We start from the raw sequence: 13671 nt of genomic DNA, 5'->3' as shown, positions 1-13671 counted from the left end.
AGTGAGGTGTCGGCGAGGCGCATCAGGCTTTCTTGGAGGGTTCGTCCTGGGTGCGGCCAGTCAGTACGGCCGCGGTCTGGGTGAGGTGCCGGGTCAGTACCTCGGCCGCCGTGTCGGCGTCGCGCGCGAGCACCGCCTCCTCCAGACGGCGGTGCTCACCGATGGCGTCCCGGTCGGGGTTGTGGTGCGCCGACCAGCGACGAGCCAGCTCGCTCGCGGTCCACATCCGGTCGAAGGTCTCCAGCAGAACAGGGTTGCCGCACCCGTCCAGCAGAGTGCGGTGGAAGACCCGGTGGGCTTCGGACCAAGTGCTGCTGTAGTACTCGCCCTCTCCAGGTTCGTACGCCGGGGTGCGGGCCAGACGGTGGTGGGCGGCTCGTACGCGTGCTTCCCAGTCGACGTCGCCGCGCTCGACGGACATGCGCAGCAGGACGGGTTCGATGGTCCGGCGGGCCTCCGTGATCTCCTGCCAGCGGCGGTCGGAGACGGTGGGAACGGCGAAGCCGCGGTTGGGCAGCCGGTCGGCGAGGCCTTCGCCGACCACCCGTACGAGCGCCTCGCGCACGACGGCCAGGCTCACGCCCTGTTCCTTGGCGAGGTCCTGCGGCTTGAGGGCGTCACCGGGGGCGTGGTCTCCGCGCAGGATCGCGTCCCGCAGGTGCGCGTAGACCTGCTCGGAGAGCATCTGCTTCCCCGGCTGCGAGGTCGAGGTCTGGGCCGTCTCGGTCATGCCTGTCAGCATAGACGATCCAAAAGATAATCGATTATCTGTGTTATCGTCGATTCAGTGCTGGCGCAACCCCAGCCGTGCCCCCGAAAGGAACGACACGATGAGTGCCAACGACCCCTTTGCCCGCCTCCCCGAGGTGCCCTCCTTCACCGTCACCAGCACCACCGTCACGGACGGTTCCGCCTGGTCGCCCGAACAGTTCTCCGGCATCTTCGGCGTGCCCGGCGGGAAGGACGTCTCGCCCCAGCTGTCCTGGAGCGGCGCCCCGGAAGGCACCAAGAGCTACGCCGTCACCGTCTATGACCCCGACGCCCCCACCGGGTCCGGGTTCTGGCACTGGGCGGTCGCCGACATCCCCGCCACCGTCACCGATCTGCCCGAGGGCGCCGGCGACGACACCGGCTCGGGCCTGCCCCAGGGCGCCTTTCAGCTGCGGGGGGACGCCGGCGCCGCCCGCTTCATAGGCGCCGCCCCGCCGGCCGGGCACGGCCCGCACCGCTACTTCGTCGTGGTGCACGCCCTCGGCGTCGAGTCCATCGGCGTCACGGCCGACGCCACACCGGCCGTCCTCGGCTTCACCATGGCCGGACACATACTCGGCCGCGCGGTCCTGACCGCCACCGCCGAGACCTCCGCCTGAGGATCGACATGGGTCGGCTCATTTACACCACGGTGGTGGTCGGCAACGGCGGGGAGACCGCCGAACTCTCCCCGGCCTGACGGGACCTCGTCGAGGGTGAGTGCGTTCCGAGCACCGAATGCACTCACCAGCCGGTCCCAGGACCACTCGACGAGCCGGGTTGAAAATCGTCTACGAGCCGTGCGGCGGGTTCAACGCCCGACAGCCGACTCGCTGCAAACCGGGCCAGGTGGCCTTCAAGAGCTTCGAGTTGCCCAGGGCCCATCTGAGCCGCCCAGCGCTCGCGCACGTCGTCGAAGAGCGAGGCGCCCAGCGTCATCATGTCGTGACCGCGGTCGGTGACCCGCAGCCGCTTGAGGCGACCATCGACCGGGTCGGGCTCCCGCTCGACGTATCCGAGCTTCTCCAGTGACGTGATCGTCTTGGCGGCACCCTGCTTGGAGACCGAGAGCCGGCGGCCAAGTTCCGAGGCTGTGTCCGCTCCCCCGTCGATGGCGCGCAGGGCGAACTCATGCCCTGCGCGCACGCCGGGGTGCCCGCGGTGCGCCAACTCGCCGTGCACGTCGTCCACCATCGCCTGGAAGCCGCCGAGAAGAAGCAGCGCTAGTTCAGCGCCCGGTGAACGTGCCATGCGACGAAGCATACGAGAAGCGAAGGTCGACAACATGGTTGTCGACCTGTAGGTTGACAACCATGTTGTCGATCGAGTCCAGGAGAACGATGAACCCCGTTACCGGCGGCGCCACCATCCCTGGCGTCGAACACCACCAGGTCAGCCTGAACGGGACCGAACTGCACTACATATCGGCCGGGACCGCCGGCTCTCCCGTCATGCTGGTCCACGGCTTCCCCGAGACCTGGTGGGTCTTCCGCAAACTGATCCCCCTGCTCAGCGAGCACCACCGCGTATTCGCCCCCGACCTTCGCGGCTTCGGCGACTCCGCCCCCGCGACCGCGGCCCACGACAGTACGACCGCGGCCCGGGACCTGAGTGAGCTGATCGCGCGGCTCGACGCGGGCCCTGTCCACCTCACGGGCCAGGACATCAGCGGCCCCACCACGTTCCGCGTCGCCGCCACGCGCCCCGACCTGGTGCGAAGCCATACGGCGATCGAGACCGGGCTGCCCGGGTTCGGTGTCGAAAAGCTCGCGGACGTCACCTCCGGCGGCGCCTGGCACATCGGCGTGCTCGCAGCTCCGGGCATCCCCGAGTTGCTGCTCGCCGGACGGGAACGGGCATTCCTCGCGCAATACGCGATCCCCTCGCTCTGCGCGACCCCCGACGCGTTCACCGACGACGACATCGACGAACTCGCCCGCTCGTACGCGCGGCCCGAGGGATTCAACGGCGCGGCCGGGCTGTATCGATCGATGCTCCGTGAGGGCGCCGAAATCCGCCGACTGTCATCCCGGAAACTCACCACACCCGTGCTCGCCGTCGGCGGCAGATCGGGCGAGTTCACCCCGACGACAATGCGCCAGGTCGCCGAGGACGTCAGCGTCCTCTCCCTCGAGAGGATCGGCCACTATGCGGCGATGGAAGCCCCCGACAGGCTCGCCGACGGCCTCCTGTCCTTTTACGAGAAGCTCGACAACGCAGGGTGACGCGGGCAGCGCACATGGATGGGCTCGGCCACAGCGCCTCCAGCGGCCGGGTCGGATGTCACAGCACATTCACCTGCCGCGACCCCGCCCCGGCGAACCTGAGCGGTCACACCACTAGACACGCGCCACAGGAGGTCCCGGCACCGGCGGCCCGGCAGGGGCCGGCGGCGGATTCAGGCGCAGGGGACGCAGCGCCTCGCTCCAGCGCAGCAGTTCGTCGAGCATCATCGTGGCCGCGGCGTCCATCGGCGCCTCGGACCGGAAGCCGCCCTCGCCCATGTGCTTGAAGACGAACGGTATGGCCACGGACTCGGGAACCGGCATCATCTTGAGCGCCGTCGCGACCTGCTTGAGCACCTGCACGGAACGCAGGCCGCCCGCGACACCCCCGTAACTGACAAAGCCCACGGGCTTGTAGAGCCACTCCCCGTACAGGAAGGAAAGGGCGTTCAGCAGCGCGGCGGGAGGGCCGGAGTTGTATTCGGGCGTGACGAACACGAAAGCGTCGGCCTCGTCCACCGTCGCGCTCCACCTGCGCGTGTGCTCGTGGGCGTACAGACCCGCACGCGGATGACCGGGCTCGTCCAGGAGCGGCAGGCCGATCTCGGCGAGATCGACGAGTTCGACGTCGAAGCCCCCGTGCTCCTTCGCCGCCTGGGCCGCCCACTGGCCGATGGGTAGTCCCAGCCGGCCGGGACGGGTGCTTCCGACGACAACATGCAACTTCGGCATGGTTGAGCCTTTCTGAGTATGTCCGTGTTCGAGGGGGAACAGGCCGAGGGGCCGACGACCGGTCAGGGCCGGCCGGTCGGCGGAGGGCCGGGAGGCTTGGGCGGGGCGGACTTGTTGATGCCGCTCCAGTGCTCGACGAGCTGTTGCCCGCGCACGCGGTAGGCGTCGTACACGTAGTACGGGTAGAGCGCGCCGCTTCCGTCGGGTTCGGCCTGGGGAAGCAGTGCGGCGATGACGACGATGTCGCCCTCGGCGACGATCAGCGCCGGCGGGATGAGGGGCTCGTCGGGCGGCGGGAGGGGGCCGTTCGGGAATCGGCTGCGGACGAACTCCTCCAGTCCCGCCCGGCCGGGCGGGTAGTGGGACACGTGCTGGACGTAGTCGTCGGCGACGAACTCCTTGACCGCATCGGGGTTCTGGGCGTCGAAGACGCAGCGGTAGAAGTCCACGACCAGGCGCTTGTTGGCCTCGATGTCCGTCGACGGGGACGACGACACGGTGGTCGTCCGCGTCGGCGTACCCGGTGCGGGGGGCCGCGGTGGGGCGATCTTGTTGAGGGACGGCCACCGCTCGGTGATCCGGCCGTCGCGGATCCGGTAGGTGGTGAACGCGTAGTGGTCGAAGGTGGTGCCGGGGGCGTCCGGGTCCGGTTGCGGCAGGTAGTCGCAGACGCAGACCAGGTCGTTCTCCCCGATGACGAACACCGGGTCCCGCGGCTCGGAGACATCGGCCACACCCTGGTCCGCCGTCGGTCCACCGTCGAACTCGCGGCGCAGGAGCTCGGCGAACGCCCGCGCTCCGTCAGGGGCGTCGGCACCGTGCTGAACCAGGTCCGGGGCGACGTAGTCGGTGACCGCGTCGGCGTTCCTCGCGCCGAGGACGTCGGCGAGGAACCGGCCGACCAGAAGCTTGTTGATGCGTGGCTGTTGCTCGAGTGATGTAGCCATACGAGCCACTAAACTGTACCGTACAGTTCACGTCAACCTGAGCCCCGACACTTTCCCCGCGAGCGAGAGTGTCCTATAAGTTGACTCATCTGTTCGGAAATACAGGACACCGGTAGGTGTCCTGCGGAGAAGGAGACCCCATGACTTTTCTGGATGCCGACGTCTGGCAGGAGCGGATCTTCTCGGGAGAATGGACCAAGGCGACCGGGGAGTCGTACGACTCCACCGAGCCGGCGACCGGCAAGACCCTGGGCCGAGTCGCCTCCGCCACGCCCTACGACCTGGAGCGCGCGGTGGAACGCGCCGTACAGGCCCAGCGCGACTGGGCGGCGCGGCCCTACATCGAGCGCGCCCAGGTGCTGCGGCGGGCGGCGCGCCTGTTCGAGGAGCACCACGCCGAGATCGCGGAATGGATCGTGCGGGAGTCCGGTGCGCTGAGGCCGTTCGCCGACTTCCAGACCTCCAACGGCGCGGCCGAGGAGTGCTACGAGTCCGCGGCCCTGGCGGCCGCCCCGTACGGAGAGGTGCTGCGGTCCATCGAGGACCGGCTGTCGTTGTCGCGGCGGCGCCCGGTGGGCGTGGTCGGAGTGATCTCCCCGTTCAACGCGCCGATGGTGCTGGCCATGCGCGCCGTCGCTCCCGCCCTGGCGCTGGGCAACGCCGTCATACTCAAGCCCGACCCGCGCACCGCCATCTGCGGCGGCGTCACCATCGCCCGCGTCTTCGAGGAAGCGGGCCTGCCCGCCGGCGTGCTGCACATGCTGCCCGGCGGCGCCGACGTCGGCGCCGCGCTGGTGGACAACCCGCGCGTGCCCGTCATCGCGTTCACCGGCTCCACGCGGGCCGGAAAGGCGATCGCCACCGCGGCGGCACAGCGGCTGAAGCGGGTCCACCTGGAGCTCGGCGGCAACTCGGCGCTGATCGTCCTCGACGACGCGGACCTGGAAAAGGCCGTCTCGGCCGGTGCGTTCGGCTCGTTCCACCACGCCGGACAGGTGTGCATGGCCTCCAGCCGCCACCTGGTGCACGCCTCGATCGCCGGGGAGTACGCCGAGCTGCTGGCCCAGCACGCGAACGCCGCCCCGGTCGGGGACCCGGCCACCGGGCAGGTCGCGTTGGGCCCGATGATCGACGACCGGCAGCTGCAGGCGGCCCACGCCATCGTCACCGACAGCGTGGCGACCGGTGCCCGGCTGGCGGCCGGCGGCACCTACGAGGGCCTGTTCTACCGGCCGACGGTGCTGGCCGACGTACCGCTGGAAGCCCGTGCCTTCACGGAGGAGATCTTCGGTCCGGTCGCCCCGGTCGTGCCCTTCCAGGATCTCGACGAAGCCGTCCGGCTTGCCACCGACACCGAGTACGGACTGTCGCTGGGCATCCTGACCCGGGACGTGGCCAAGGGCCTCGCGCTCGCCGACCGGATCCCCACCGGTCTTGTCCACATCAACGACCAGACCGTGAACGACGAGGCGACCGTCCCGTTCGGCGGTGTCGGCGAGTCCGGCAACGGCTCCCGTCACGGAGGCAGCGTCGCCAACCTCGAAGCCTTCACCGAACAGCAGTGGGTCACCGTCCGCGGCGAGATCCCCGACTACCCCTTCTGACCCCGCGCCGATCCTCCGTCCCGGCACCCCACCCCCGCTTCACCCGCACTTGGAGCATCCCGATGACCCCTCCTCCACGACCAGGCCCGTCCCTGCCCGATCCCATGACGATCGCGCCACGCGTCACCGCACAACCCCCGACCCCGCGGCTCGCCCAGGACGCAGCCGACTGGGCGCCCGGCAACAAGTTCCTGGAAGGCCCGTTCACTCCCTGGACGGAGGAGGACGCGGCCTTCGACCTGGAGGTGGACGGCCGGATCCCCGAGGACCTCGCCGGGGCGCTGTTCCGTATCTCCTCCAACCCCCGCTTCACACCGCGCGATCCCGACCGCTACCACTGGTGGGAGGGCGACGGCATGGTCTGCGGGATCTACCTGCGCGACGGGCGCGCCGCCTACCGCACCCGCTGGGTGATGACCGACTCCATGAAGTTCGAGGTCGAACAGGGCGAGGCGGTCTACAGCGGCTTCGCCAACGGCGGGAGTACGGCGCCGCTCCCCCAGGGCGCCCCGCCCGCGAAGAACGTCGCCAACACCAACGTCGGCATCTTCGACGACCACCTGCTGGTCTACTTCGAGGGCGGCCTGCCGTACTCGATGCACCCCGAAACCCTGGAGACGTACGGCACGCACGACTTCCACGGCGGCATCGACGTCCTGTGCACCGCCCACTACAAGATGGACCCCGACAGCGGCGACATGCTCTTCTTCGCCGCCACCGGGCCGACCATCACCTGGTACCGGGCGGACGTGAAGACCGGGCACGTCGTCGACAGCCACAGCTTCGACATCAAGGTGCCGGTGCTGATGCACGACTTCGCCGTCAGCGACAACTACGCGATCTTCTTCGTCACACCGGCCCAGTTCCGCCTCGACCACATCATGCGGGGCGAGCCGGGCGTGGTCTGGGACGAGGCGTCACTGCCGCACGGCGTGCAGATCGTGCTCATGAACCGGCGGACACACGCCGTCAGTTGGCACGAGGTGGGCGGCCAGTGGGCCAACTCCCACTTCTACAACGCCTACGAGGAGAACGGCCAGGTCGTCATCGACGGGCACCGCATCACCCGCCTGGGCACGCCGGCCGACCGGCTGGAGACTCCGGTGACGTCCCACTCCTGGTTCCCTCCCTCGATCCCCCACCGCTGGCGCGTGGACCTGACGACCGGGCGGGCGACGGAGGAGATGGTCGGCGGCGTCGCCGGGGAGTTCCCGAGGATCAACGACGCCTACACCGGCCGCCCCCACCGCTACGGATACTTCGTCACCACCCGCTACCTGGTCGACGACATCATGAGCGACGGTCTCGCCAAACACGACCACCTGCGCGACTCCACCACGATCGTCGAGGGACCGGACCACCTCACCAGCCCGGGCGAGCCGGTCTTCGTCGCCCGCGAGAACGCCACCGCCGAGGACGACGGCTACCTGCTCACCCTGTGGTGGAACCGCGAGACAGGCCTGAGCGAACTCCTCGTCCACGATGCCGCCGACCTGCGACGCACCCCGCTGGCCCGGGTGAAGCTGCCCAGCCGGGTGCCCTTCGGCTTCCACGGCAACTGGGCCGACCAGTCCACGCTCGACCAGGCCGTGGCCGCCCGCGGCGACGCGAACTGACCCGCCCACCGCACTGCGCGTTCGACGTTTTGAAAGGAGACGTCCATGGCTATCACCGGCCTGGGACACACCGGTTTCTGGGTGGACGACCTGGAGACGATGCGTGACTTCTACACCCGTGTCATGGGGTTGACCGTGACCGACGAGGACACGGAGCTCGGCATCGTGTTCTTCTCCTCGCGGCCCGACGAGGAGCACCACGAGTTCGTGCTCCAGCGGGGCCGGACCGCACCGCCGGGGTCCAGGCTGACCCACCAGGTGTCGTGGCGGGTCGACTCGCTGGAGACGATCATCGACTTCCACCATCGGTTCCGTGCCGAAGGCATCGAGGTGCAGCAGGAGGTCACGCACGGAAACGCCATCGGCATCTACTTCTTCGATCCCGAGGGCAACCGCAACGAGGTCTACCTGCGGATCGACCGCGACGTACGTCAGCCGTTCCGCAAGACCATCGACCTCGACCAGGATCCCGCCGCCGTGCTCGCCGAGGCCGAACGCCTCCTCTCCGACGGTGGCGCCGCCTACCAGCCGGTTCAATGACGGTGGCGTCCTCGGGACGCCGCGGGCGCCGGGATCCCGGTGCTCGGCCGCAGGTCCTCGTCGTCGGGGCCGGTCCCGTCGGACTCACCACGGCGCACCTTCTCGGCTCTGCCGGTGTCCGCGTTCTGCTCGTCGAGCGGAACGCGGACGTCGGCGAGCACGCCGGGGCGGCCGGCCTGGGCGCCGAGTGCCTGCGCATGTTGCGGCGCGCAGGCGTGGACGAGGCGATCCACCTGGAACACGTCCTGCTCGCCGAACTGGTGCGGTCTCCCACCGTCGAGACCCGTTTCGGCACCCGTCTGTTCTCCCTGCAGCAGTACACCGACCATGTACGCGCCTGGCTCGGACCGACCCTCGGCGGGGAGGCTGCGACAGACCTCGACGTGCCGTACGTCCTGGGCTGCGACGGTGACCGGAGCACCGTGCGTGAGCTTCTGGGCATCCCCATGCAGGGCCACAGTTTTCCCGATGTCTGGCTGGTGGTCGACACGCTCGACGACTCCGGCGACCAGCTCTACGCCATGCATCACGAGGGCCCGCGCCACCCCGCCGTCGTGGTACCGGGCAGTGACGGCCGTTGCCGGTACGCGTTCAGGCTTCCGCGCGCAGAATGCGCCCCCGGGTCGTCTCCGCCCTTCGCTCTGGTGCGTGAACTGCTGCGCCCGTACCGCGAGATCACGCCCGCCCAAGTGGAGCACGTCGTGGCGTCCACTTCGCACGCACTGCTCGCGGACCGGTTGCGCGAGGGACGCTGCTTCCTGCTCGGCGATGCCGCACACCTGATGCCGCCCTTCGCCGGCCAGGGACTCGGCTCCGGCCTCCTGGACGCCGCCAACCTGTACTGGAAGCTGGCCGAGGTGCTGACAGGGCGTGGCGGAGACCCGCTGCTGGACACCTACGACACGGAACGCAGGCCGCGCCTTCAGGCCGTGGTGGATCGGTCCGTCCGACTCGGCGGCACCGCGATGACCACCGGCACGGCACGCGCCCGCCTGCGCGACCTCTGCGTGCGTACGGCCCTGCGAACCTCTTGGGGGCGTCACTGCTTCGGGAGTGCGCGTTACCGTCCGGAGGCACCGGTCCGCACCGGCGCTTTCGTCCCCTCGCTGGGCGATCGCACCGATCCACTGGTGGGTACGGAGCTACCCCGAGCTCAGGTTCTGCACGGCACCGCACGCCCGATCGCTCGGCTCGACGACGTCCTCGGTCCCGGCTGGAGCCTGCTCGGAGTAGGTGTCTCGCAGGACGACTGGGCAACCGTCGAGGAAGCACGGCTGCCGGCGGATCGCCTCGCGGACGTGGCCGTCGGCGACCGTGCGCCGAGGGACCACCCCGGGTGTATCGGAATCGCAGCCGCGGACGGCCGCGCCGATGCCCTGTTCGCCCGGCTCTCCGGACACTTCGTCCTGGTCCGGCCGGACCGGCTGGTGGCCGCGGTCTTCGACGCCGCCGACGCCGAAGGCGTTGCGCGCCACCTGGAGCGCTTCGTTCTTCAAGCCCTCCCCAACAGCGTTGAAACGCCCGCGAGTTCAACGGCGGCACCGACCCTTGCCGTCATTTCACCCCCTCCCCCAGGAGAACTGTCATGCGACTGAGCACCGTCCGTCTGCCCTCCCCCGACTCCGACGCGCCGTCCACCGCCGCCGCCCGTCATGACGGCGACGAACTGGTCGTGCTGCCGTACGAGGACATCGGCGCCCTGCTGGCGAGCGGAGAGGACTGGCACCATCGCGCCGCAGTGGCCGACGGCAAGCGGATGGCACTGGACGGGGCGTCCTTCGCTCCCGTCGTCCCGCATCCCAACAAGATCGTGTGCCTCGGCCTGAACTACGCCACGCACATCAAGGAGATGGGCCGCCCCACACCCACTCACCCCACCCTCTTCGCCAAGTACGACGGCTCCCTGGTCGGTGCCCACGACGACGTGCACATGCCGTCCGTCAGCGACGACCTCGACTGGGAGGCGGAGCTCGGTGTCGTGATCGGACGCCGGGCCAGGCGCGTCACCCGGGACGACGCGCTCGCCTACGTGGGCGGCTACACCGTCGTCAACGACGTGACCGTACGGGACTGGCAGCACCGCACCCGGGAGTTCCTCTCCGGGAAGACGTTCGAGGCGACGACCCCGGTCGGTCCCGCGCTCGTGACTCCGGACGAACTCCCCCCGGGCGCTTCGGGGTTGACTGTCGGCTGCAGCGTGGACGGCCACACCATGCAGAAGTCCAACACGTCCGACCTGCTCTTCGACGTCGCCGCGATCATCGCCTACGTCAGCACCATCATCACGCTCGTGCCCGGTGATCTGATCGCCACCGGCACACCGGGCGGAGTGGGGGCGGGACGCGACCCCAAGGTCTTCCTGCGCCCCGGGCAGGAGCTGGTCACATTCGTCGAGGGCGTGGGCGAGCTGCGCAACACCGTCGTCAAGGACCGGTTGTGACCCGAGGCGGGCGGGAGACACCCGCACGGTAGGGTGTCCCCTATGTCAGGATCAGCGTCCCCCAGCTATCGCGAACGCAACTCCACGGCCGACCGGGCCCTGGACATCCTGATGATGTTCGACGACACCCATCTCGTCATCTCCGGCAGCGCCGTCGCCGAGCGCCTGGGGGTCGCCCGTTCGACCGCCTACCGATACCTGCAGTCCCTGGTGAGCAGCAGGTTCCTGGAGGAGGCGCCAGGCGGCGGCTTCCGGCTCGGGCTGCGCGTTCTGGAAATCGGCCGGCTGGCCCGGCGCAGCTACGGACTCTCCGACATCGCCCTTCCGGCAATGACCGAACTGTCCGAGGACGTGCGCGAGACGGTGCTGTTGACCCGTCGTTCCGGGGAACTGGTCGTCTGCGTCGACCGCGCCGAGGCCGCCGCACGGGCCGTACGCATCTCCTACGAGCGTGGCAGCACGCTCCCCCTCAACGCCGGCGCCTCCGCGCTCGTCCTGCTGGCCTGGATCCCGCAGGACGAGGCGCGCCGACTGCTGGAGACAGCCGAGTTGAGGCGATTCACACCGGCCACGCTCACCGACGTGGACACGCTCATGGACCGGCTCGCGAACATCCGTCGCGCCGGGTACTCCGTCACCCGCGGCGAGTTGGACCCCGATGTGACGGGCGTGGCCGCGCCGATCCGGGACGCCGAGGAGCGGGTGGTCGCCGCCGTGAGCGTCGCCGCGCTCGCCTCCAGGGTGTTTCCCGAGGCGGAGGCGGAGCTGGCGCAGAAGGTGCTGGCCACGGCCCGGAAGATCACTGACCGTCTGACCGTCGTCGGTGGGTGAGAGCGGCACTCCGACGCTCTGAGCCTCCGCTCGGGCGAGGTGATGGACGTGCCCTTCAGGAAACTGGCTGCATGGGCGCTGTCTCCGAGTGACCGGCACTGCGACGGCGTCCCGCCACGCTGGACGCCCATCCCAGGAAGAAGGTGCCGGGAACGGCGATGAGGGCCGGGCCGATCTGGTCGAGACGCGTGAAATCGACACCGGGGAAGAGCGCTGCGGGGATTCCGGAGAACGAAGGCGACATCATGTAGAGGAACACCGTGAGACCCGTCCCTCCGTACAGTGTCCACAGCAGCCCCGTGCGGTTGTAACCCTTCCAGAAGAAGCTGTACAGAAGAGCCGGAGCCACGGCGGATGCGGCTGTCGCGGCACTGACGGCGCCCAGAAACACCGCAGAGTGGCCCTGCCACATCACTGCCGTCGCAATTCCAGCAGTACCGAAGACGAAGACGCTGGCGCGAGCCGCCAACATCTCCTTCCCGGAATGCCCTTCGTCGTCTTTTCCGAAATTGCTGTAGATGTCCTTGGCTATCGCACCGGCCGCAGCGACCGTACTCCCACCGACGACGGCGAGCACGCTGAGGAAAACCGCGCAGGCGACCGCGGTGAACAGCGTGCGCCCACCGTCCAGGCTGTGCGCCAGGAGCATCAGGGCGCCGTCTCCCTCTCCGTTCCCGGACGCGATCCTTCCTGTACCCACCAGGGCGGAAGCCCCCATGCCGACAATGGCGATGGCCAAGGACAGCAGGGCGATGAGAAACGTCGCGTACTTGACTGATCGACGCGCGGTGGCGGGGTCTTTTGCACCGTGAATTCTGACCAGGACGTGCGGCATGCATGCGCTGCCGAGGATGAGGATGAATCGCTCCCCGAGCCAATTGAGATGCGCCGCTGTTCCCGTCCCGTTCATCGTGCCCGAGTTGAAATAGCTACCGGGCCTGGCACTGCCGGAGTCAGCCTGCGAAAGCAGAGACCCGAGGTTCCCGTGGACCTTGGCGACCACCGCCAGAGCGGTCACCGCCATGGCCAGGAGAACCACGACTGCGGCGAGGACCTGTACGGCCGTGAGTCCCTTGATTCCGCTGAGCATCACACAGGTCACCATCAAACCACCGATGATCACCGTGCAGACCTGCTGCGCTCCCGTTCCTTCGAGCCCGAGCAGGTCAGCGGTCACGCTGCCCGCCGCGATGAGCTGCACGACCAGAAACGGGCCGGCGATGGCCAAGGTGGTCACGGCCGCGGCAATGCGCGGTGCGGCGCCCGGGGCCCGAACCGAGAAGATGTCTCCGAGAGTCTGAGCGTTGCGCAGTCGTATGGGCCCGGCCAGCACGATGAGCAGCCCGAAGGACAGCAGGACGTTCGTCGCGTCCATCATTCCGTCGAAACCGAACGTCGCCACCGTCGCGGTGCTGTTCAGCAGCAGCGGCGCCGACACGAAGCTGCCCGCTATCGCCAGGCCGCCCACCAGCGGCGAGCGTTTGCCGCCTCCGACGTAGAACTCCTTCGGAGTGTCCGATTCAAGGCCGGAAAAGACCGAGAGGAAAAGGACGACCGCGACGAACAACAGAAACACGAGCACGATGGGGGAATTTTCCCGAAGATCTGCCGCCAGAACGAGATCCGGACTGCTCACCATGTCGTTTCCTCGCGTCTGCTTCTTCTGTCCAGGCGATGCAGGGTGACCAGGAGAGTCGCCACCTGAGTCAGGCACAGGAGGATCCCCAGGGGAATGCCCGATGCGCCGAAGACGCGGTTGCCTGACAGACTCCTGGACGTACCGAAGATGATCTCGATCCCGAGGAGCGCGATGTTGGGAGCCAGGTATCTGGTCTCCAGGTGCCGCTTCCTGCGAGGAACTCCGTGGCCGCCGGATGAATGTTTCGGTCCTGAATTTTCCTGCGCCGGCTGCAGGTAAATGCCTTCGTGCATGGGATGTCTCCACGCGGGGATATGGCGAGCACAGCCGGCGGCAGACGCCCGGGG

The 13671-nt window shown here is 68.8% G+C and carries 14 protein-coding genes and 1 pseudogene; 9 read left to right on the top strand and 6 right to left on the bottom strand.

Features of this window, described 5'->3' with window-relative positions:
* Positions 1-22 precede the first annotated feature (22 nt).
* Positions 23-730, bottom strand: a complete 708-nt coding sequence (locus SSP08S_RS44055; protein ID WP_043260239.1) for a GntR family transcriptional regulator — start codon at positions 728-730, stop codon at positions 23-25.
* Positions 731-830: 100 nt separating this feature from the next.
* Here SSP08S_RS44055 and SSP08S_RS44050 point away from each other — a divergent pair, with 100 nt between their 5' ends.
* A complete protein-coding gene (locus SSP08S_RS44050; protein WP_019074041.1) occupies positions 831-1370 on the top strand; it encodes a YbhB/YbcL family Raf kinase inhibitor-like protein in 540 nt (179 codons plus the stop codon).
* 124 nt (positions 1371-1494) lie between these two features.
* On the opposite strand, the gene SSP08S_RS57140 is transcribed toward SSP08S_RS44050, so the two are convergent.
* Positions 1495-2001, bottom strand: coding sequence for a MarR family winged helix-turn-helix transcriptional regulator (locus SSP08S_RS57140; protein WP_051106099.1), 507 nt, complete (start codon positions 1999-2001; stop codon positions 1495-1497).
* An 89-nt stretch (positions 2002-2090) separates the two neighbouring features.
* Between SSP08S_RS57140 and SSP08S_RS44040 the strand changes: the two genes are divergently transcribed.
* Positions 2091-2975 carry an alpha/beta fold hydrolase gene (locus tag SSP08S_RS44040; RefSeq protein ID WP_019074039.1) on the top strand — a complete coding sequence of 295 codons (885 nt, stop codon included), beginning with the start codon at positions 2091-2093 and terminating at the stop codon, positions 2973-2975.
* A gap of 114 nt (positions 2976-3089) precedes the next feature.
* Here the strand turns inward: SSP08S_RS44040 and SSP08S_RS57135 are convergent, their stop codons facing one another.
* Together SSP08S_RS57135 and SSP08S_RS60130 are read right to left on the bottom strand one after the other, a co-directional pair.
* A complete protein-coding gene (locus SSP08S_RS57135; protein WP_019074038.1) occupies positions 3090-3707 on the bottom strand; it encodes an NADPH-dependent FMN reductase in 618 nt (205 codons plus the stop codon).
* Positions 3708-3769: 62 nt separating this feature from the next.
* Positions 3770-4654, bottom strand: coding sequence for a nuclear transport factor 2 family protein (locus tag SSP08S_RS60130; protein ID WP_019074037.1), 885 nt, complete (start codon positions 4652-4654; stop codon positions 3770-3772).
* A gap of 140 nt (positions 4655-4794) precedes the next feature.
* Between SSP08S_RS60130 and SSP08S_RS44025 the strand changes: the two genes are divergently transcribed.
* The 7 genes and pseudogenes from SSP08S_RS44025 (at position 4795) to SSP08S_RS44000 (ending at position 11685) form a co-directional block, all read left to right on the top strand.
* Positions 4795-6258 (top strand): benzaldehyde dehydrogenase, encoded by a 1464-nt coding sequence (locus SSP08S_RS44025; RefSeq protein ID WP_019074036.1) that lies wholly within the window; start codon positions 4795-4797, stop codon positions 6256-6258.
* 104 nt (positions 6259-6362) lie between these two features.
* Positions 6363-7874, top strand: a complete 1512-nt coding sequence (locus SSP08S_RS44020; RefSeq protein WP_019074035.1) for a carotenoid oxygenase family protein — start codon at positions 6363-6365, stop codon at positions 7872-7874.
* A gap of 45 nt (positions 7875-7919) precedes the next feature.
* Positions 7920-8414 carry a VOC family protein gene (locus SSP08S_RS44015; protein WP_019074034.1) on the top strand — a complete coding sequence of 165 codons (495 nt, stop codon included), beginning with the start codon at positions 7920-7922 and terminating at the stop codon, positions 8412-8414.
* Positions 8411-9346 (top strand): annotated as a pseudogene (locus tag SSP08S_RS64890) (FAD-dependent monooxygenase); the annotation flags it as partial. The gene SSP08S_RS44015 and the pseudogene SSP08S_RS64890, both read left to right, overlap by 4 nt.
* 33 nt (positions 9347-9379) lie before the next feature.
* Complete coding sequence (locus SSP08S_RS64885) at positions 9380-10009, top strand: hypothetical protein (RefSeq protein ID WP_500809287.1); 630 nt, start codon at positions 9380-9382, stop codon at positions 10007-10009.
* Positions 10000-10854, top strand: a complete 855-nt coding sequence (locus SSP08S_RS44005; RefSeq protein ID WP_019074032.1) for a fumarylacetoacetate hydrolase family protein — start codon at positions 10000-10002, stop codon at positions 10852-10854. Before SSP08S_RS64885 ends, SSP08S_RS44005 begins: the two co-directional genes overlap by 10 nt.
* A 42-nt stretch (positions 10855-10896) precedes the next feature.
* On the top strand, positions 10897-11685 hold the full coding sequence (locus tag SSP08S_RS44000; protein WP_019074031.1) for an IclR family transcriptional regulator: 789 nt from the start codon (positions 10897-10899) through the stop codon (positions 11683-11685).
* Positions 11686-11740: 55 nt separating this feature from the next.
* Here the strand turns inward: SSP08S_RS44000 and SSP08S_RS57120 are convergent, their stop codons facing one another.
* Both SSP08S_RS57120 and SSP08S_RS62155 read right to left on the bottom strand, forming a co-directional pair.
* Positions 11741-13324 (bottom strand): sodium:solute symporter family transporter, encoded by a 1584-nt coding sequence (locus SSP08S_RS57120; RefSeq protein WP_019074030.1) that lies wholly within the window; start codon positions 13322-13324, stop codon positions 11741-11743.
* Positions 13318-13617, bottom strand: coding sequence for a hypothetical protein (locus tag SSP08S_RS62155; protein WP_158697295.1), 300 nt, complete (start codon positions 13615-13617; stop codon positions 13318-13320). The genes SSP08S_RS57120 and SSP08S_RS62155 overlap by 7 nt, the downstream gene beginning before the upstream one ends.
* Between the last annotated feature and the right edge of the window lie 54 nt (positions 13618-13671).

The organism is Streptomyces hokutonensis, from assembly GCF_000376565.1.
Taxonomy (GTDB): domain Bacteria; phylum Actinomycetota; class Actinomycetes; order Streptomycetales; family Streptomycetaceae; genus Streptomyces; species Streptomyces hokutonensis.
This window is presented reverse-complemented; position numbering and strand designations above follow the sequence as displayed.

What these genes read in the sequence shown, in the direction of transcription:
- SSP08S_RS44055 (WP_043260239.1), bottom strand. Translation starts at nt 730, where the DNA reads ATGACCGAGACGGCCCAGACCTCGACCTCGCAGCCGGGGAAGCAGATG.
- SSP08S_RS44050 (WP_019074041.1), top strand. Translation starts at nt 831, where the DNA reads ATGAGTGCCAACGACCCCTTTGCCCGCCTCCCCGAGGTGCCCTCCTTC.
- SSP08S_RS57140 (WP_051106099.1), bottom strand. Translation starts at nt 2,001, where the DNA reads ATGGCACGTTCACCGGGCGCTGAACTAGCGCTGCTTCTTCTCGGCGGC.
- SSP08S_RS44040 (WP_019074039.1), top strand. Translation starts at nt 2,091, where the DNA reads ATGAACCCCGTTACCGGCGGCGCCACCATCCCTGGCGTCGAACACCAC.
- SSP08S_RS57135 (WP_019074038.1), bottom strand. Translation starts at nt 3,707, where the DNA reads ATGCCGAAGTTGCATGTTGTCGTCGGAAGCACCCGTCCCGGCCGGCTG.
- SSP08S_RS60130 (WP_019074037.1), bottom strand. Translation starts at nt 4,654, where the DNA reads ATGGCTACATCACTCGAGCAACAGCCACGCATCAACAAGCTTCTGGTC.
- SSP08S_RS44025 (WP_019074036.1), top strand. Translation starts at nt 4,795, where the DNA reads ATGACTTTTCTGGATGCCGACGTCTGGCAGGAGCGGATCTTCTCGGGA.
- SSP08S_RS44020 (WP_019074035.1), top strand. Translation starts at nt 6,363, where the DNA reads ATGACGATCGCGCCACGCGTCACCGCACAACCCCCGACCCCGCGGCTC.
- SSP08S_RS44015 (WP_019074034.1), top strand. Translation starts at nt 7,920, where the DNA reads ATGGCTATCACCGGCCTGGGACACACCGGTTTCTGGGTGGACGACCTG.
- SSP08S_RS64885 (WP_500809287.1), top strand. Translation starts at nt 9,380, where the DNA reads ATGACCACCGGCACGGCACGCGCCCGCCTGCGCGACCTCTGCGTGCGT.
- SSP08S_RS44005 (WP_019074032.1), top strand. Translation starts at nt 10,000, where the DNA reads ATGCGACTGAGCACCGTCCGTCTGCCCTCCCCCGACTCCGACGCGCCG.
- SSP08S_RS44000 (WP_019074031.1), top strand. Translation starts at nt 10,897, where the DNA reads ATGTCAGGATCAGCGTCCCCCAGCTATCGCGAACGCAACTCCACGGCC.
- SSP08S_RS57120 (WP_019074030.1), bottom strand. Translation starts at nt 13,324, where the DNA reads ATGGTGAGCAGTCCGGATCTCGTTCTGGCGGCAGATCTTCGGGAAAAT.
- SSP08S_RS62155 (WP_158697295.1), bottom strand. Translation starts at nt 13,617, where the DNA reads ATGCACGAAGGCATTTACCTGCAGCCGGCGCAGGAAAATTCAGGACCG.